The sequence below is a fragment of the Streptomyces sp. NBC_01260 genome, from assembly GCF_036226405.1.
In the GTDB taxonomy this organism is placed as follows: Bacteria; Actinomycetota; Actinomycetes; order Streptomycetales; family Streptomycetaceae; genus Streptomyces; species Streptomyces laculatispora.
Genome location: NZ_CP108464.1, coordinates 8,449,552 through 8,466,349, shown reverse-complemented (window position 1 = coordinate 8,466,349; position 16,798 = coordinate 8,449,552). Strand labels below are relative to the sequence as shown.

General features: G+C 71.4%; 18 protein-coding genes. 7 read left to right on the top strand and 11 right to left on the bottom strand.

All coding sequences use genetic code 11. The features are described from left to right. Positions 1 to 6: 6 nt before the first annotated feature. From OG322_RS37750 to OG322_RS37730, 5 genes are all read right to left on the bottom strand, one after another. Positions 7 to 960: an ABC transporter substrate-binding protein gene (locus tag OG322_RS37750; protein WP_124285886.1), complete on the bottom strand. Its 954-nt coding sequence runs from the start codon at positions 958 to 960 to the stop codon at positions 7 to 9. Then, positions 957 to 1,634, bottom strand: coding sequence for an ABC transporter permease (locus OG322_RS37745; protein WP_123465267.1), 678 nt, complete (start codon positions 1,632 to 1,634; stop codon positions 957 to 959). Before OG322_RS37745 ends, OG322_RS37750 begins: the two co-directional genes overlap by 4 nt. Beyond that, positions 1,631 to 2,308 carry an ABC transporter permease gene (locus OG322_RS37740; RefSeq protein ID WP_123465265.1) on the bottom strand — a complete coding sequence of 226 codons (678 nt, stop codon included), beginning with the start codon at positions 2,306 to 2,308 and terminating at the stop codon, positions 1,631 to 1,633. Before OG322_RS37740 ends, OG322_RS37745 begins: the two co-directional genes overlap by 4 nt. Before the next feature lie 186 nt (positions 2,309 to 2,494). Beyond that, on the bottom strand, positions 2,495 to 3,196 hold the full coding sequence (locus OG322_RS37735) for an alpha/beta fold hydrolase (protein ID WP_123465263.1): 702 nt from the start codon (positions 3,194 to 3,196) through the stop codon (positions 2,495 to 2,497). A 67-nt stretch (positions 3,197 to 3,263) separates the two neighbouring features. Next, positions 3,264 to 3,896, bottom strand: coding sequence for a PadR family transcriptional regulator (locus tag OG322_RS37730; protein ID WP_123465261.1), 633 nt, complete (start codon positions 3,894 to 3,896; stop codon positions 3,264 to 3,266). 70 nt (positions 3,897 to 3,966) lie between these two features. On the opposite strand from OG322_RS37730, the gene OG322_RS37725 reads away from it, so the two are divergent. From OG322_RS37725 to OG322_RS37705, 5 genes are all read left to right on the top strand, one after another. Further along, positions 3,967 to 4,359 (top strand): nuclear transport factor 2 family protein, encoded by a 393-nt coding sequence (locus tag OG322_RS37725; protein ID WP_123465259.1) that lies wholly within the window; start codon positions 3,967 to 3,969, stop codon positions 4,357 to 4,359. Positions 4,360 to 4,407: 48 nt separating this feature from the next. Then, positions 4,408 to 5,109 (top strand): formylglycine-generating enzyme family protein, encoded by a 702-nt coding sequence (locus OG322_RS37720; RefSeq protein ID WP_123465257.1) that lies wholly within the window; start codon positions 4,408 to 4,410, stop codon positions 5,107 to 5,109. Between the two features lie 155 nt (positions 5,110 to 5,264). Next, positions 5,265 to 6,599 carry a phosphoribosyltransferase gene (locus OG322_RS37715; RefSeq protein ID WP_123465255.1) on the top strand — a complete coding sequence of 445 codons (1,335 nt, stop codon included), beginning with the start codon at positions 5,265 to 5,267 and terminating at the stop codon, positions 6,597 to 6,599. Between the two features lie 187 nt (positions 6,600 to 6,786). Then, positions 6,787 to 7,851, top strand: a complete 1,065-nt coding sequence (locus OG322_RS37710; protein WP_123465253.1) for a tetratricopeptide repeat protein — start codon at positions 6,787 to 6,789, stop codon at positions 7,849 to 7,851. After that, the gene (locus OG322_RS37705) at positions 7,851 to 8,897 is read left to right on the top strand and encodes a polyprenyl synthetase family protein (RefSeq protein ID WP_398912470.1); all 1,047 of its coding nucleotides are present in this window, start codon (positions 7,851 to 7,853) and stop codon (positions 8,895 to 8,897) included. Before OG322_RS37710 ends, OG322_RS37705 begins: the two co-directional genes overlap by 1 nt. A 60-nt stretch (positions 8,898 to 8,957) precedes the next feature. On the opposite strand, the gene OG322_RS37700 is transcribed toward OG322_RS37705, so the two are convergent. Then, on the bottom strand, positions 8,958 to 9,389 hold the full coding sequence (locus OG322_RS37700) for a DUF2000 domain-containing protein (protein ID WP_123465249.1): 432 nt from the start codon (positions 9,387 to 9,389) through the stop codon (positions 8,958 to 8,960). Positions 9,390 to 9,520: 131 nt separating this feature from the next. Here OG322_RS37700 and OG322_RS37695 point away from each other — a divergent pair, with 131 nt between their 5' ends. After that, positions 9,521 to 10,330: an AraC family transcriptional regulator gene (locus OG322_RS37695; protein ID WP_124285878.1), complete on the top strand. Its 810-nt coding sequence runs from the start codon at positions 9,521 to 9,523 to the stop codon at positions 10,328 to 10,330. Positions 10,331 to 10,335: 5 nt separating this feature from the next. On the opposite strand, the gene OG322_RS37690 is transcribed toward OG322_RS37695, so the two are convergent. The 4 genes from OG322_RS37690 to OG322_RS37675 form a co-directional block, all read right to left on the bottom strand. Then, positions 10,336 to 10,845 carry a mycothiol transferase gene (locus OG322_RS37690; protein ID WP_123465245.1) on the bottom strand — a complete coding sequence of 170 codons (510 nt, stop codon included), beginning with the start codon at positions 10,843 to 10,845 and terminating at the stop codon, positions 10,336 to 10,338. A gap of 102 nt (positions 10,846 to 10,947) precedes the next feature. Next, complete coding sequence (locus OG322_RS37685; protein ID WP_123465243.1) at positions 10,948 to 13,116, bottom strand: discoidin domain-containing protein; 2,169 nt, start codon at positions 13,114 to 13,116, stop codon at positions 10,948 to 10,950. A 152-nt stretch (positions 13,117 to 13,268) separates the two neighbouring features. Continuing rightward, positions 13,269 to 13,586: a YkvA family protein gene (locus OG322_RS37680; RefSeq protein ID WP_123465241.1), complete on the bottom strand. Its 318-nt coding sequence runs from the start codon at positions 13,584 to 13,586 to the stop codon at positions 13,269 to 13,271. 74 nt (positions 13,587 to 13,660) lie between these two features. Further along, positions 13,661 to 13,915 carry a WhiB family transcriptional regulator gene (locus tag OG322_RS37675; protein ID WP_123465239.1) on the bottom strand — a complete coding sequence of 85 codons (255 nt, stop codon included), beginning with the start codon at positions 13,913 to 13,915 and terminating at the stop codon, positions 13,661 to 13,663. 219 nt (positions 13,916 to 14,134) lie between these two features. On the opposite strand from OG322_RS37675, the gene OG322_RS37670 reads away from it, so the two are divergent. After that, positions 14,135 to 16,192, top strand: coding sequence for a SpoIIE family protein phosphatase (locus tag OG322_RS37670; RefSeq protein WP_123466425.1), 2,058 nt, complete (start codon positions 14,135 to 14,137; stop codon positions 16,190 to 16,192). Positions 16,193 to 16,241: 49 nt separating this feature from the next. Here OG322_RS37670 and OG322_RS37665 read toward each other — a convergent pair whose 3' ends face one another. Beyond that, positions 16,242 to 16,706 carry a DoxX family membrane protein gene (locus OG322_RS37665; RefSeq protein ID WP_123465237.1) on the bottom strand — a complete coding sequence of 155 codons (465 nt, stop codon included), beginning with the start codon at positions 16,704 to 16,706 and terminating at the stop codon, positions 16,242 to 16,244. Between the last annotated feature and the right edge of the window lie 92 nt (positions 16,707 to 16,798).

Below are 16,798 nucleotides of genomic sequence, written 5' to 3'. Positions count from 1 at the left end.
GCGCGGTCAGCCGGCGGGGATGAGGTGCTCGGACCGCAGGTAGCCGCGGGCCACGTCCTCGGGGAGCCGTCGCCAGCTGTCCACCTGCTCGTTCAGCCGGGCCAGGTCAGCGGTGGTCAGTACGGTGTTCAGCTTGCCCAGCGCCGTGCGCACGCCCTCGCTGCCCGCCCGGGACCGGTTGACGACGGGGACGAGGTAGTCGGCGTTCTGCAGGTGCTTGTCGTCCGCGAGCAGGACGAGCCCGAAGTTGTCCAGGGTGGCGTCGGTGGTGGTGGTCAGCACCATCTGGTCCCGGCCGCTCTGGACGGCCTGCTTGGCCTGGGTGGTGCCGACGCCCTTGGGGTCGACGGCGGTGATGTCGATGCCGTACGTCTTCTTCAGCCCGGGTGCGCAGTAAGGGCGCTGCACGCATTCGTCACCTGCCGCCAGCCGGACCGCCAGCCCTGATTTCCCCAGGTCGCTCAGCAATTTCAGGTGGTGCTTCGTCGCGTATGCGGAGGTGACCGCGAAGGCGTTCTGGTCGACGGCACGACCGGGGTCCAGAACGGTGAGGCCGCGCGGTGCGGCCAGGGCGCGCAGGGCCTTCATGCTGGTGGCGAGGTTCGGCGAGCCGACTGGCGCGGCGTCGGCGCCGCTCTCCTTGGCGTTCAGCCAGTCGGCGAACGTGGCGGCGTACTCCGGTACGACGTCGATCTGGCCGCTCTCCAGGGCCGGTTCGTAGATCTCCCGGTTGGTGACGGAGATGATCTTCGTGGAGTATCCGGCCCGGTCGAGCAGCAGGGCATACATCTGGGCGAGCAGATCGCTCTCGGTGAAGCCCGCCGAGCCGATGGTCAGGTGCTTGCTGTCGCCGGGCGGTGCGGTGACCTCGCCCTGGTTCTCCAGCGCGGGTCCGCTGGTGCAGGCGGTCACCGGCAGCAGGAGCAGCAGGATCGCGGGGGCCGTGCGCCGGGCCCTCATCCGGCGTTCCCGTCACGCACCCAGTCGGGGGCGAACCGCTGCGCCACCTCGAAGAGCCCTTCGACGATCAGGGCGAACGCGGCGACCAGGACCGCTCCGGCGACCACCTGGGCGGTGGAGGCGAGGTTGAAACCGGCGGTGATGATCCGGCCCAGGCCGCCGCCGCCCGCCAGTGCGGCGATGGTCGCGGTGGCGACGAGCTGCACGGCCGCGATCCGTACGCCGGTGAGGATGAGCGGCAGGGCGAGCGGCACCTCGACCTGGAACAGCAGCTGGCTGCCCGTCATGCCCATGCCCCGGGCGGCCCGCACGACGTCCTGATCCACCTCCCGCATACCGACGTAGGCGTTGGTCAGCAGCGGCGGAACGGCGAACAGGACGAGGGCGACGATGGTCGGCCCCTCCCCGAACCGTCCGACCGGGGTGAGCAGGAGCAGCACCAGGACGGCGAAGGTGGGGACGGCCCGGCCGACGTTGGAGATGTTGACGGCGAGGGCGCCGCCCTTTCCGAGATGGCCGAGGACCAGCGCCACCGGCAGCGCGATGAGACAGCTGATCAGCAGACAGGCGACGGTGAGGTACAGGTGCTGGCCGAGGCGGGTCCAGACGCCGTCGTCGCCGTACCAGTGTGCGGAGGTGGTGAGCCAGGACCAGGCCTTGGTGAGGGTGTTCACGACTGCCTCCGCGTCCAGGGGGTCAGCAGGTGTTGCACGAGGAGGAGCAGCAGGTCGGCGAGGACGGCGATGACGACGCAGAGCACGGACGCGGTGAGCACCTGGGCTTTGAAGTAGGTGTTCATCCCGGCGTAGATGAGGTTGCCGAGCCCGCCGTAGCCGACGATCGCGCCGATGGTGACCAGCGAGACCGCGGAGACGGTGGCGATGCGCAGGCCCGCCATGGCGGCGGGCAGCGCGAGTGGCAGTTCCACGGCGACGAGGAGCCGTACCGGTCCGTATCCCATGCCGCGAGCCGCCTGACGGGTCTCCTCCGGTACGGCGCGGAGTCCGGCCAGGATGTTGCGTACCAGCAGCGTGAGGGAGTACAGGACGAGGCCCGAGACGACGAGCGCGGCGGAGAGCCCGTACACCGGCAGCAGCAGCGAGAACATGGCGAGTGACGGGACGGTGTAGAGGACGGTGGTCACCCCGAGCACCGGACCGGCCGCCCAGCGCCGGCGGCGGGCGGCGAGGGCGAGCGGAAGCGCGAGGACCAGGCCGATGAGCACGGCGATCACGGTCAGTTGGAGATGCTGGAGCACGGCGTCCCACAGGATGTGCCGACGGCTGGTCAGATAGGCGCCGCAGATCCATTCGTTGCGCGCGAGGCAGTCGTCCGGAGGCGCGGTCACCTGTCCATTGAGCCCGGAACACCGCGCGGGCGCGCGTCCTGATCGACTGTTCGTGGACGCGGTGGGCGACGCCGGGCGGACGGCTGTGGTTCCGCTCATGGGGTGCCGGGCACACCGGCCCCGTCAGGTCCCCGGTGTGCCCGGCGTACTCGTGCCGGACACGCGGGTCTCGCCGCCCGGCACGGATCAGGGCTGCGCGGCCGCCCCGGTCAGGATCCGGACGAGCTCCTGCGGCCGGGAGAACATCGGCCAGTGCCCGGTGTCCATGGTGACCAGCTCCCAGCTCTCTCCGCTCAGCAACGAGGCTACGTCGTCGGTCGGTTCGGGACCGTCGAGCAGGCACTTGACGTAGGTGGCCGGGAGGCTGCCGAGCGGGCCGGTCAGCACGGCGGGATCACCCAGCGAGGCGCCCGGGTGCGGCGTCGATCCGGCCACGATCCGCGCGATCTGCTCGTCGGTGAGCCCCTGGCCCGCGAAGTCGGGCGCGGTCAGCGGCGCCCAGAAGCCTCCGTTGCCCGCGATCTCGGCCTCCAGCGCCGCCGGGCCCTGCCACCAGGTGGAGACGAAGGACTCCCCGTCCGCCGGGACGCCGGCGTCCACGAAGACGACACGGGCCAGCCGGTCGCCGATACGGCCGGCGGCCTGACCGACCGGGATGCCCGCGTAGCTGTGGCCGACCAGAACGACATCGCGCAGACCGAGGCGCTCCACCTCGTCGACGATGTCGGCCACATGGGTCTGCGGGCCGACCGGCAGCCCCTGCTTCTCACCGACGCCGGTCAGGGTCACCGGGTGGACGCCGTGCCCGGCCGCACGCAGCCCGGGCACCACATCGTCCCATGCCGACGCCCCCAGCCAGGCACCGGCCACCAATACGAATTCAGTCATGGGGAAAACCTAACCGACGGGTCTGACAAAGCCGTTGCACAGCCCGTCGAGCGCGCTCCCCCGGACCTCAGCCCCGCGGCCGGCCCGGTGCGGCGGCGTCGGCGTGGCGCCCGGCGGGCCCGGGGTCCGCGGGGGTGCGGGCCCTGGAGGCCGCCCGTCGCTCCAGGAGCTCCAGCACCTTCTCGCCCCAGCGCAGGTTCTCCTGCTCGAAGGACCGTCCGCGCATCAGCGTCAGGTAGGGGCCGATGCGACCGGCCTCCGCCACGAAGGTCTCCTCGTCGCGGCCGTCGAGCATCCGCTCCCGAAGCCGTTCGTAGCGGGCGAGCTTGGCGCGCGCCCACTCCATGCGTTCCTCGACCGAGGCGCGTACCGCCTCCTGGTCGCCCACGTCCACCGCCTGGGTCATGACCAGGAGTTCGTCCCGGATGGCGGTGGGGCGGGGCGGTTCGGCGGTGAAGGTGCCCAGCGAGGCGCGGCCCGCCTCCGTGAGGGTGAACACCCTCTTGTTCGGCCTGCGCTGCTGCTCGACCACCCGGGCCTCGATCAGGCCGCTCTCCGCCAGCCGGTCCAGCTCCCGGTAGAGCTGCTGCGGCGTGGTGGACCAGAAGTCCGCCACCGATACGTCGAAGACCTTGGCCAGGTCGTAGCCGGAGGCCTCACCTTCCAGCAGCGCCGCCAGGACCGCGTACTTGAGAGACATCTGGACAGGCTACCACCGATATGATTAATCTCTTTCACACCTATTCAACGAATTGACCAAGGAGCGGCACATGCATCCCTTCCGCAAAGCCGTCGAGGCGCACGACCTCGGCGCGGTCGAGGCGATGCTGGCCGAGGACGTCGTCTTCACCAGCCCAGTGGTGTTCAAGCCGTACCCCGGCAAGCCCTTCACCGCGGCGATCCTGCGGGCGGTCTCCGAGGTGTTCACGGACTTCCGGTACGTCCGGGAGATGGCGAGCGAGGACGGACGGGACCACGCTCTCGTCTTCGTCGCGAAGGTGGGCGACCGGGAGATCAACGGCTGCGACTTCCTGCACATGAACGAGGCGGGCGAGATCGACGACCTGATGGTGATGGTCAGGCCCCTCTCCGCCGCACAGGCGCTGGCCGCGGCCATGGGCGCGCGGTTCGACGAGATCACCCGCGAGGCATCGGCGGGCTGATCGCGGCCGGGCGGGCCGCGCCAACAGCGTTGATACGATCAACGTCCCATGGACACAGGCACGGAAATCCAGATGATCACCGTCCCCGCGGGGCAGGTCACCCTGTCGGACCGGCGCACACAGCGGAGCTGGGCCGTCGAGCTGGCCCCGTACCGGCTCGCGGCCTCCGTCGTCACCCAGGCCCAGTACGCGCGGGTCACCGGCGAGCGCCCGAGTACCGCGCAGGGCGACCGGCTGCCCGTCGAGGGCGTTTCCTGGCTGGACGCGGTCCGGTTCTGCAACGCCCTGTCCCTGCACGAGGGGCTGACGCCCGCGTACCGCACCGGCACCGGCACCGGCACCGGCACCGAGGACGGGGCGGGCGCCGAGGGCGTCAGCTGGGACGCGGCCGCCGACGGGTACCGGCTGCCCGCCGAGGCCGAGTGGGAACATGCCTGCCGCGCCGGCACGACGGGCGCCCGGTACGGCCCGCTCGACGACATCGCCTGGCATCGCGGCAATTCGGGCGAGCGGATGCACGAGGTGGGCACAAGGCAGCCCAACGCCTGGGGACTGCACGACACCTTGGGCAATGTCTGGGAGTGGTGCTGGGACGTCTACGACGCCGAGGTCTACGGCAGCTACCGGGTGCTGCGCGGCGGCGGCTGGTTCGACGAGCGCTGGAGCTGCCGGGCCTCGGTGCGGCGCCGCAGCCACCCGACCTTCCGGATCGACGACACGGGGTTCCGGGTGGCACGTTCCGTCCGGTGACGATCCGCACGGCGTCGTCCGGCGCTTCAGCCGCTTCCGGCGTCGTTCCCTGCGGAAGGGCGGCCACCGCCGGCTTGCGGACCGGCGGTGCACGGTGTTGATTCGAAGCAGGTGGAGGTGACCGCCTCCCCTCTCCCGGTCTGGGGTGAATCCCCGTGCTGTTCTCCGACCGCGCCGACGCGGGACATCGGCTCGCCGAGGCTCTCCGCCCCTTGGCAGGAAGCGATCCCGTCGTACTGGGCCTGCCCCGCGGCGGAGTCCCGGTGGCCTTCTGGGTCGCCCAGGAGCTCGACGCACCGCTCGACGTGATCGTGGTCCGCAAGCTCGGCGTCCCCCACCATCCGGAACTGGGCTTCGGCGCCATCGGTGAGGGCGGTGTACGGGTCATCAGCGAGGACATCCTGCGCCGCAGCGGGGCATCCTCGGCGGATCTCGCCTCAGTCGAACGCGCCGAGACGGCCGAGTTGCTGCGGCGGGCCCGGGCCTTCCGCGGCGACCGGCCGCGCATCCGCTTCGACGGGCGACGCGTGATCATCGTGGACGACGGCATCGCGACCGGCGCGACCGCCCGGGCCGCCTGCGAGGTGGCACGTGCGCAGGGTGCGGCCCGTGTCGTGCTGGCCGTTCCGGTGGCGCCGCCGGACGCCGCCGAGAGGCTGCGCGGCCAGGTGGACGAACTGGTGTGCCTGTCCACACCGCTCCGGTTCTCCGCGGTGGGTGAGTGGTACCGGGACTTCGGCCAGACCCCGGACGAGGAGGTCGTCGCGCTGCTGGCGCGAGCCGCGGAGCGGGCCTCCGCCCGGACAGCCGTCGAGGTGGGCGTGGAGGCGGGCGGCGTCGTCCTGCCGGGTGAGTTCACCCCGGCCGGTCACGCCCGCGCTCTCGTGGTGTTCGCCCACGGTTCCGGCAGCAGCCGGCACAGCCCGCGCAACCGCTCGGTGGCGGCGGCGCTGCACCGGGCGGGCCTCGGCACCCTCCTCTTCGACCTGCTCACACCGGCCGAGGAGGCGGTCCGCGCCAACGTCTTCGACATCGGGACCCTGGCGGAACGGCTGGTGGACGCCACCTGCTGGCTGCGACGTCGCGAGTCCCTTCCCATCGGCCTCTTCGGGGCGAGCACCGGAGCCGCCGCCGCGCTGAGAGCGGCGGCGGCCGTCGGAGCGGAGCGCGGCACGGGGATCGGTGCGGTCGTCTCCCGCGGCGGCCGGCCCGACTTGGCGGAGCCCTCCCTCGGCGACGTCCGGTCGCCGACGCTGCTCGTCGTGGGCGGCCGCGACACCCGGGTCCTGGAGCTGAACCGGCAGGCGCAGGCTCAACTGCGCTGCGAGAACCGGCTCGACGTCGTCGCCGGTGCGACGCACCTCTTCGAGGAGCCGGGCGCGCTGGACGAGGTCGCCGAACTGGCCCGGGAGTGGTTCGTCACCCACCTGGCGGACCGGCCCGGCCGACCGGGCGACCGCCGCGGAGAAGGATCTTCACGGATTGCCTGATCGCGAAGCAACCCTTGGCGCGCATCAGCCGTCTTGATCCACAACAAGGCGGAACGCCGCACACGACAAGCCTCGCCGACCCCCCATGAGCGCACAGGTCCGAGCATCGAACGACTATACGCTGCATGTATACATGGAGAGCATAGTCGATGCGTCCGACCGGCCCGTTCGCTCGCGAAAGGCTCCCATGCACAACAAAGCGCTGGCGCCCGAGTACCAGGGCGCCCTCACCAAGATGTCCGTGAACGCCTCTCTCACCGACGTACTGGCCGAGGGGGAACGCCACTTGAGGGCGGCCGAACTCTCCGGCTCCCAGCAGGAGGTGGCCCGCACCGGCCTCGCGGTGGCCGAGGCCCACCGCAGGCTGGGCCATGTGCAGGACGCCGACCGCGCCTGGAAGGCCAGCTACCGGGCGGCCAGGTCGGCCGAGGACACCGGGGCGATGGCCTGGGCGCTGTGGAGCGGTGGGACGCTCGCCCGCCAGCGGGGCGCACTGCGCCTCGCCTTCCGCCTGTTGGGCCTGGCGGCCGACCTGGGCAAGCAGGGCGGCGATGTGGTGGCCCGCGGCTATTCGCTCGCCGGACTCGCGGAGACCGGGCGCATACAGGGCGACTACCGGACCGTTGCCGCACTCCACGAGCAGCTGCTCGCCGAGGCGCGCGCCCGCGGCGAGGCGCGCCACACCGTCTGGGCGCTGGAGGGCATCGCGCAGATCCACCGCAACACCGGTTCGTTCGACACCGCCCTGGAGATGTTCGAGGAAGCGGCGCAGCTGGCCGGCGACGCGGACGACCGACGCGGCCGGGCCTGGGCGCTGCGCGGCATGGCCGACATCATCTCCGTACGGGACAACGCCCCGCAACGCGCGCTCGACCTGCTCGCCGAGGCCGAACTCACCTGCCGCGAAATGAACTTGTCCAGCGCCCTCGCCTACAACCACAAGATGCGCGCCAATGTGCTCTACCGCGCCGGACGGTACGAGGAGTCCCGGCAGGTCTACCAGGAGGCGCTGGAAGAGTTCCGGGCGATGACGGAACCCCGGGGCGAGGCGCTGGCCCGCCTCGGTCTGGTGAAGTCGCTCGCCCGGCTGGGCCGCGACTGTGCGGAGACCGCTGCGGAGCTGGACGGACTGCGCGTCACGCTCGACCGGATCGGACTGCTCAACGCCCGTGACATGGTCGACAAGGCCTACGCGGAACTCGGCGTGGCACCGGCCGGTGACACGGTGGCCGGGGAAGACGGCCACCGATGATGCCCCGGGTGACCCAGCAGGCCACAGCGCCGGAGATACTCGCCCGCTGCCGCGCTCTCGTCCGTCCCGCTCTCGGCCGGGCCGTGCGGCAACTGCATCCGTGGCACGCCGAGATCACCGCGTTCTCGCTCGGCTGGGACGGGCCCGACGGCCGGGCCGTCCCGGGGGCGCAGGGCAAGGGGATCCGGCAGGCCCTCGCCGTACTGGGTGCCGAGGCCGTCGGCGCGCAGGCGCGGAGCGCGGTCCGGGGCGCCGTCGCGGTCGAGCTGATCCACACGTTCTCCCTGCTCCACGACGACATCATGGACGGCGACGAGACCCGCAGACAGCGCGCCACCGCCTGGAAGGCCTACGGGACCGGGCCCGCAGTCCTCGCGGGTGACGCGCTCTTCGCACTGGCCGTGCAGACCCTGGCCGACGCCCCCGGCGCGCACTGTGTGCCGGCGGTCCGGCTGCTGTCCGGGACGCTGAACGACCTGGTCCGCGGTCAGGCCGACGACCTGCTCTTCGAGGCCCGTCCCTGGACTGGGCCCGATGCCGTGCGGCCGCACGAGTACCGGCTGATGGCCGAGCACAAGACGGGCTCGCTGCTCGGCTGCGCCGCCGGTCTGGGCGCCGTGCTCGGCGGGGCCGGGCGGACAGAGTCCGACGCCCTCACCGCGGCGGGACGCCATCTCGGGGTGGCCTTCCAGGTCATGGACGACGTGCTCGGCATCTGGGGCGACCCGGCGGTCACGGGCAAGCCGGTGCACAGCGATCTGCGCCGGCAGAAGAAGACGTACCCCGTCCTCACCGCCCTCGCCGCGGGCGACCGGGCGGCGCTGGAACTGGGCGCGCTGCTGCGTACCGGCGAGCCGCTCGACGACAGCACGGCCCGGCGGGCGGCCGGTCTGGTCGAGGAGGCCGGCGGGCGCTCGGCCTCCGTCGCCGAGGCCCACCGGAACCTGGAGAGCGCCCGCGCCTGCCTGGAGAGCGTCGCGCTGGAGCCGGACGCCGTCGGGGAACTCCTGGCGCTCCTGCCGTTCTTCGTCGAACGCACCGTGTGACAGGGCTCGGCCGCACCGCACGCACCGGGTGGCATGCCACGCGGCCGGGCGGTGCCCCGCTCAGGAGTGCATGGACGCGCCCTTGAGGATCTTGTCCACGGCGTTGCGGGGACCGTGCACGGCCAGCCCGACCAGGTCCATCCCGTCCCGCCGCACGGCCCGGACCGCGGCCCGGTTGTCCCGGTCGTTGCCCGTCGAGAAGAGGTCGGACGTGAACACCGACAGGGTCACACCCCGGCCGACCGCCCGGGTGTGGGCCGTCGCCAGCATCTCCTTCCCTCCTTCGAGGACCAGGACCGGCTGACGGAACATCGGCAGGTACGGGGTGCCGTCGGCGTCGGCGTACGGTTCGCCGACCAGTTCGGGCACCGCCGTGCCGAGGCCGCTGACCAGGAAGGCCGTGACGTTCAGTCGCTGCCAGGTCTGCAGGTCGTCCCGGAGCAGGACGGCGATCTTGGTGTCGAAGCGGACGGGGGCGAGATCATCTGTCATGGCTCCGAGCCTGCCCGGCCGTCCCCCCGGCCGTCTTGTACGAACTTTGCATGGCTGTCCCAATGCACCGCTGTCCGGGTCGCCCGCCCGCGACCGCCGGGCACCGCGACCGCCGGGCGTACGATCGGGTCATGGCTGCTCGTCCGGACATCACCGCGTGGCGTCCGCCCGTGGAAGGGATCGAAGAGGTCTTCCACGCCCACTTCATCGATCACTCCTACCCCATGCACACGCACGACGCGTGGACCCTGCTCATCGTGGACGAGGGCATGGTCCGCTACGACCTGGACCACCACGAGCACGGGGTGCTCACCCATGTGGTGACGCTCCTGCCGCCGCACGTTCCGCACAACGGCGGCGCCGCTACGGCCGAGGGCTTCCGCAAGCGCGTGCTGTACCTCAACACCGCGCAGGTCGACGAGGAGCTGATCGGCATGGCCGTCGACAGCCCCGTGCTGCACGATCCGGCGCTGCGGCGCCGGATCGCCCGGCTCCACACGACGCTCGCCGAACCGGGCGACGAACTGGAGGCGGCGAGCCGGCTCGCCCTGGTCTCCGAGCGGCTCGACCAGCATCTGCGCAACCGGCTGGAACCCGTCCGTCACGTGCACGACCGCCGGGTCGCACACCGGCTGCGTGATCTCCTGGACGAACGGTTCGTGGAGGGGATCACGCTCCAGGAGGCGGCGGTGCGTCTGCACGCCCACCACACGCATCTGGTGCGGGCCTTCAGCCGGGAGTTCGGGATGGCCCCGCACCAGTACATGACGGGGCGCCGTGTCGATCTCGCGCGCCGGCTGCTGCTCCAGGGGCTGCCGGCGCCCGACGTGGCGACGTCCGCCGGTTTCTACGACCAGTCCCATTTGGCCCGCCATTTCAAGCGCGTCGTGGGAACCAGCCCGGGACACTACGCCCGCACCCGCGGACCGCTCGCCGCCTGACGGCGCTACCGGCGTTCCAGCGAGCCGCGGACGAAGGCGGCCTGCCCGGCGTGCTGGAGATCGTCCGACAGCACGCTGATCAGCCGTACGCCCAGGGTGACCGGCGGTGACCAGGCCTCGTCCACGACCCGGTCCAGTGCCTTGCCGTCGAGGCCCTGGACGAAGCCGACGGTCTGGAGGTGCACCGCGTCGTAGTATCCGAGCAGCAGCTCCGCCGATCCCACCCGTACGGCCGTGACCTGCTTGCTGCTCTGCCCGTAGCCGGTGGCTTCCCTGGCGAAGGGCAGATCGAAGCGGGCGGCCCAGTCCTGGGTGAACCAGATCTGCTCGACCCCCGCCGCATCCGCGATGTGGTCGTCCTGGATGCGGGTCAGGTGCCACACCAGCCAGGCGATCGAGTTCGCACCCTCGTCGAGGCGGGCGTGGAGGTCGTCGGGTTCGAGGCCCTCCACGGCCGAGCGCACTGTCTCCCGGACACGGGTGAACCCATCCACCAAAATGTCTGCGACGTTCATGTCCTCACCATGTCCGCTCTCCTGCCCCGGCCCCGCCATCGACACGCGCCGCGGCGGCCGGCGCCGATGAGGTGAACGTTCCTCACCGGCGCCGCCGGGCGATCAGCCGTAGATGCCGAACTCCCAGAGCGAGTATCCCCAACCAGTCCCCCGCTGGGTGAGGTTGAGCTTCACGTAGCGGGCGGTCTGGGCGATGTCGAGATCGTCGGCATCGCCGTTCCCGCTGGTGGTGGAGTACACCGAACGCCAGTTGCCGCCGTCGTCCGAGACCAGCACCTCGTACGACTTGGCATAGGCGGGGTCCCACACCAGCTGGAGGTGGCGCAAGGACTTCCGCTCGCCGAGGTCGACCTGGATCGACTGGGGATCGCTCCAGTCGCTGGCCCAGCGGGTGTCGGTCCTGCCGTCGACCGCCATCGCGGGGGTGCAGGGGCAGCCGGTGCCGCCGGACTGGGCGGAGGTGGCGGTGGCCGGCCGTCCGAGGGCCAGGTTGGTGCCGCTGACCGGCGGCACCACGACCTTCACGGATTTGGTCTCGATGCCGGCGTTGCCGTGTCCGTCCTCGGCCTGGATGTAGACCTTCCACACCCCGAGCCGCTCCGGCGCCGTCACCGCGAAGGTGCCGTTGCCGGTGGACCGCCAGGTGGCCTCGACCAGGGCCTTGTCACCGGTGGCGTAGTTGCCGCTCAGGTAGATCCGGTACGTCAGCGGGTCGTTGTCCGGGTCCCGGATGCCCGCGCCGACGGTGAACTCACGCCCTGCCGGCACCCCGGTGGCGTTCTGGACCGTCATACCGCTGATGACCGGCGGGGTGTTGTCGCCGGCGGTGGAACCGGCGTACGCCTTCTTCAGCGCGTAGTACGAGAGCCGCTTCTTGCCGTCGGGCACCACGTTGAACCAGATGCCGCCGAAGTCGTGCTCGGTTCCGTAGTGGAAGAGCGTGGCGCCCAGGGCCACGCCCCGGTGGGCGGTGACGCAGTTCCAGGCCTTGGTGTACCCCTCGGCCTTCGCCACGTCGGTGGGCTCGTCCGGGACGCCGTTGGCGTCGTCGGGGACCTCCCACTCACCGGCCGGGCCGCCTTCGGTGATGAGGTAGGGCTTGGTGTAGCCGCCGGACTCCCAGGTGCCGCGGACCCCGCAGATGTCGCCGTAGGAGTTGACCGAGTACAGGTCCAGGTCGGGGGCGTTGCGCTTGTAGTAGGGCCAGGCTCCCGTCCAGGCGTCGGTGGAGGTCACGGGGTGATTGGGGTCGACGGTGTGGATCTTCTTCGCCACGTCGTTGACGAAGGTGGTGTAGGCGTTGCGCTGCTTCTCCAGTTGGTCACCGCTGTAGCAGTTCTGGAGGCCGAGAACCGACTCGTTCCCGACGTTCCACATGAGCACGCCGGGGTGGTTCTTGTACGTGTCGACCCATTTGGCGAACTCGGTGAGCGAGGAGGCCTTGTACGCGTCGTCGGTGAGGTAGTCGACGCAGCCGCCGCTGCCGGGACCGCCGCCCGGCTGGAGCCAGAAGCCGCTGACGACCCGGATGCCGTTGGCCGCGGCCTCGTCCAGCAGCGGCTTGGAGGAGCCGTCGGTGCCCCAGGTACGGATGGTGTTGACGCCCATCGACCTCAGGTCGGGCAGGTAGCGTGCCGCGTCGGCGACGGACGGTCCCCAGGTCAGTCCCTTGACCTGGTAGGGCCTGCCGTCGACGGTCAGCTGCCAGTTGCCCTGCGAGCCGGTGACCCGGACGGCGCCGCCGGTGGCGGGCGGCGTGCCGGTGGTGCCGTACACCTGGAACTCCCACAGGGAGTAGCCGTACCCGCCGGCGCGGGCGGTGCCGTACATCCTGACGTACCGTCCGGAGCCGGAGACGGCCAGTTCATCGGTGCCGCCGTCGCCGTCGGTCACCGCCTTGAGGGTGCGCCAGTCGGAGCCGTTGTCGGACGCCTGGATCTCGTACGCCCTGCCATAGGCGGACTCCCAGGTCAGTACGACCCTGCTGAGGGCCGCGGTGGCGCCCAGGTCCACCTGGATCCACTGCGGGTCGCGCCATTCGCTGGCCCAGCGGGTGCCGGTCAGGTTCCCGTCCACGGCGGCGGAGGCCGCGTAGCCGTCCCCCTCGTGGGAGGAGTCGGTGGCCGCCCTCCCCTGCGAGAGCAGGGTCTCGGCGGCTCCGGCGGACGACGCCGTGAGCATCACGAGCGACGAGGCGAGAAGGGCGAGAAGGGTGATCAGCAGCGTGCCCGTACGCGGTCTCGCGGGCAGGGCTGCGCAAGGTCTGTGCACATTCTCTCCTGGCAGAAGAGTGCGGGACCGATGTCCCGTAACCGAATGGGAGAGCGCTCTCCCAGGAGAGTGACGTGTACCCGTTCAGCTGTCAACGAGCCTGACGCGTCCGGTTCGGTGGACCGCCGACGCGGGGAGGCCGGGAACGGGTCCTACGGCACGGGGTGCCGGGCCTCGGTCCCCCGCTCGGCGCGACCGCCGGCTGCGGCAGCCCGCGCGGCGGCGTGCAGTGAGCGCAGCGCCAGCATCAGGAAGCCGATGTCATCGAGGTACACGGGGTCCGGCAGCAGATCGACGGGCGACACGGTGTAGATCACCGCCGCCCAGACCAGCGCCTTGTTGTGCAGCGGGATTCCTGCGTCGACCAGCAGTTTCCTGGCCCGGAACACCCGCACCAGGAGGACGCCGGCGACAACCATGGTGAGCAGGGCGAGAACTGCGCCGATGATGAGCCAGGCCGTGGTGTCCATGTCTCATCGTGTACCCGGCGGCCGGCGAATCATCACGCGGGCGGGCTGCCGGTGGTGTGACGGTGCGCTCGTCCTCATCCGTGCTCCTTGGCCCGCCTGCGGCTGCGGCGCTTCAGCGCGCGCCGCTCGTCCTCCCCCAGGCCGCCCCACACACCGGAGTCCTGGCCGTTCTCCAGGGCCCACCGCAGACACACCTCCCGTACCGGACAGCCGCGGCACACCGCCTTGGCGTCCTCGGCCTGTACGAGCGCGGGGCCGGTGGTTCCGATGGGGAAGAAGAGGTCGGGGTCCGCGTCGCGGCAGGCCGCATGCTCGCGCCAGTTCTGCATGTGTCTCACTCCTGACGGTCGTGTTCGGCTGTTCGGATCAGTACGCTGCGGGTGACCGTCGTGAGGCTTCCGAAACCCCCCGCGGCAGGATCTTCTGATCCGCTGGATCCGCCGAAGCTGCGGGGGCGGCGGGTCCAGGGCGACCATGGGAGACAGCGAACCTTGTCTCCGGGCACGGTGACGGCTTGGGAAGGATGGTCCGTGGACGGCACTGATGACATGCGGACCGGCGAGGGCGAAGCCCACCGGGCAGGCGTGCGCCGCTCCCCCGAGGGCGGTCTGGTGGACGTCCTGGGGACGGCCGCGATGGTGCTGGACGCCGAGGGCCGCATCGCGCTGTGGAGCCCGCAGGCCGAGCGGCTGCTGGGTTACACACCGCAGGAGGCGCTGGGCAGGTTCGCCGCCCGCATCCTGGTCGACGGCGAGCACTTCGAGCTGGTGCTGAGGCTGTTCGCCGAGGTGATGAGCAGCGGCGAGACCTGGGCGGGGAGCTTCCCCGTACGGTGCAAGGACGGCACCACCCGGCTGCTGGAGTTCCGCAACATGCGGCTGCAGGACGACCGCGGTGACTTCTACGCGCTGGGTCTGGCCACGGACGGGGCGACGCTGCGGCAGGTGGAGCGCGATCTGGCGCTGTCCGTGCGGCTGGTCGACCAGTCCCCGATCGGTCTGGCGGTCCTGGGCAGCGATCTGCGGTATCTGGCGGCCAATCCCGCACTGGAGCGGATGAACGGTCTGAGCACGGCCGAGCACCTCGGCCGCCGGGCCGGGGAGGCGCTGCCCTTCCTCGACGGCGACGTGGTCGAGGCGGCGATGAGCGAGGTACTGAAGACCGGTGTACCGCAGGTGGGCCATCAGGTGGAAGGCCGCACCGCGGCCGATCCGGACACCGACCGCGCCTGGTCGATGTCGCTGTACCGGCTGGACGACTCCGGTGGTCGGGTGCTGGGACTCGCCGTCTCACTGATCGATATGACCGACCACCACCGGGCCGAGGCCGAGACGGAGCGGGCCCGGCACCGCCTGGCACTGATCGCCGACGCCTCGGTGCGCATCGGAACCACCCTGGATCTGGAACAGACCGCGAGGGAGCTGGCCGAGGTCACGGTTCCGGAGCTCGCCGACCTCGCAGCCGTCGATGTCCTGGACAGTGTGCTGACGGGGAACCCCCGCCGGACCGAGGGCCCGGCCCTCATCCAGGCGCTGGCCGTTGTCGCCGCCCGGCCCACGCCGGCCGTGGAGGCGGCGGATCCACCGGGCCACGCGGCCCACTACGGCGCCGACCGGCTGATCACCCGCTGCGTGCGCACGGCCAAGGCGGTCCGGGTGCCGTACCTCGACGCGGAGAAGCTGTCGCGCATCGCCCGCGACAGCCGTGCGGCGGGACTGCTGGCGGAGGCCGGTGCCCATTCCTACCTGGCGGTGCCGCTGATCGCCCGGGGCGAGGTCCTCGGCGCTCTCGACCTCGTACGGACGGACAATCCGCTGCCGTTCACCGAGGACGACGAAGTGCTGGCCTGCGACCTGGCCGCCCGCGCGGCGGTCTGCATCGACAACGCCCGGCTGTTCCGGCAGCAGCGGGAGACCGCGCTCACCCTCCAGCGCAGCATGCTGCCGCACAACCACCACACTCCGGCCGGGCTGGAGGTGGCGTCCCGCTACCGGCCGGCCGCCTCCCGGTACGAGGTCGGCGGCGACTGGTTCGACGTCATACCGCTGCGAGAGGGCCGGACCGCCCTGGTGGTCGGCGATGTCATGGGCAGCGGCATCAACGCGGCCACCACGATGGGGCGGCTGCGCACCGCCACCCAGACCCTGTCCAGGATCGGTCTCCGGCCCGCCGAGGTGCTCCGGCATCTCGACGAGATCACCGCCGATCTGGACCCGTGGTTCGCCACCTGTGTGTACGGCGTGTACGACCCGGGCCGGAACACCTGCCAGGTGAGTACCGCCGGGCACCTTCCGCCGGTGCTGATCCCGGCCGGGGGCCCGCCGCAGCTGCTCGATCTGCCGGCCGGGGCGCCTCTCGGCGTCGGCGGTGTGCCGTTCAGCGACGTCACGTTCGCCCTCGGGCCGGGTGACCGGCTCGTCCTGTACACGGACGGCCTGGTCGAGACCCGTGACCAGGACATAGACACCCGGCTGGACGCCTTGCGGACGTTGCTCCGCGAGCCGGATCCATCGCTGGAGGAGTGCTGCGACCGGCTGCTGCGCGAGCTCCGGGACCCCCGTCACCACGACGACGTGGCGCTGCTGATGGCCCGGGTGCGCGACTGACACCGGCCGGTGGCGCGGCGCCCGTGCCACCGCCCGGTACGGGGACGGTTCAGCGGCCGCACCTGCGGTGCCGGCGGCAACGGCGGCGCGGTGTGCCGCACCGGTGTCCTCCCGCACCGAGGAAGCCCAGCCCGATGCCGAACATCCAGGCGTCCTTGGCCATCGGGACACCGGCCTGGCTCGGGCGCAGACTGCCCGGCTCACGCATCCCGGGAAGCCGCAGATACAGGCCGAGCAGCCCGCCGGAGAACCCGGCCAGCGCCAGTCCGGCGAGCCTGGTCGGCACGACGGGGACCAGCAGCGCGCTGCCGACCGCGATCTCGGACCAGGCGAGCAGCCGGGCGAACCGCTCGGCCTCAAGCTTCTCGAGGAAGGGGTAGGCGGTGCAGGCCATGCCGTGCAGGGCCTGCGCGGTCGCCTCGTCGGCCTTGAGCTTGCCCAGGCCGGAGTTCAGGATGAACGCGCCAGTGGCAAGGCGCGGAGGAATGTCACGCGGTTCGAGCACCGACAGCATCGAAAAGCCTCCACAGATCAGGTCCAAGGCCCCTTGCCGATCATAATCAGCGAGCTGCCGGACCGCTCGCAGAGATCGGCCGCGGTGACGCC

What these genes read in the sequence shown, in the direction of transcription:
- OG322_RS37750 (WP_124285886.1), bottom strand. Translation starts at nt 960, where the DNA reads ATGAGGGCCCGGCGCACGGCCCCCGCGATCCTGCTGCTCCTGCTGCCG.
- OG322_RS37735 (WP_123465263.1), bottom strand. Translation starts at nt 3,196, where the DNA reads ATGACTGAATTCGTATTGGTGGCCGGTGCCTGGCTGGGGGCGTCGGCA.
- OG322_RS37730 (WP_123465261.1), bottom strand. Translation starts at nt 3,896, where the DNA reads ATGTCTCTCAAGTACGCGGTCCTGGCGGCGCTGCTGGAAGGTGAGGCC.
- OG322_RS37725 (WP_123465259.1), top strand. Translation starts at nt 3,967, where the DNA reads ATGCATCCCTTCCGCAAAGCCGTCGAGGCGCACGACCTCGGCGCGGTC.
- OG322_RS37720 (WP_123465257.1), top strand. Translation starts at nt 4,408, where the DNA reads ATGGACACAGGCACGGAAATCCAGATGATCACCGTCCCCGCGGGGCAG.
- OG322_RS37710 (WP_123465253.1), top strand. Translation starts at nt 6,787, where the DNA reads ATGCACAACAAAGCGCTGGCGCCCGAGTACCAGGGCGCCCTCACCAAG.
- OG322_RS37705 (WP_398912470.1), top strand. Translation starts at nt 7,851, where the DNA reads ATGCCCCGGGTGACCCAGCAGGCCACAGCGCCGGAGATACTCGCCCGC.
- OG322_RS37700 (WP_123465249.1), bottom strand. Translation starts at nt 9,389, where the DNA reads ATGACAGATGATCTCGCCCCCGTCCGCTTCGACACCAAGATCGCCGTC.
- OG322_RS37695 (WP_124285878.1), top strand. Translation starts at nt 9,521, where the DNA reads ATGGCTGCTCGTCCGGACATCACCGCGTGGCGTCCGCCCGTGGAAGGG.
- OG322_RS37690 (WP_123465245.1), bottom strand. Translation starts at nt 10,845, where the DNA reads ATGAACGTCGCAGACATTTTGGTGGATGGGTTCACCCGTGTCCGGGAG.
- OG322_RS37680 (WP_123465241.1), bottom strand. Translation starts at nt 13,586, where the DNA reads ATGGACACCACGGCCTGGCTCATCATCGGCGCAGTTCTCGCCCTGCTC.
- OG322_RS37675 (WP_123465239.1), bottom strand. Translation starts at nt 13,915, where the DNA reads ATGCAGAACTGGCGCGAGCATGCGGCCTGCCGCGACGCGGACCCCGAC.
- OG322_RS37670 (WP_123466425.1), top strand. Translation starts at nt 14,135, where the DNA reads ATGCGGACCGGCGAGGGCGAAGCCCACCGGGCAGGCGTGCGCCGCTCC.
- OG322_RS37665 (WP_123465237.1), bottom strand. Translation starts at nt 16,706, where the DNA reads ATGCTGTCGGTGCTCGAACCGCGTGACATTCCTCCGCGCCTTGCCACT.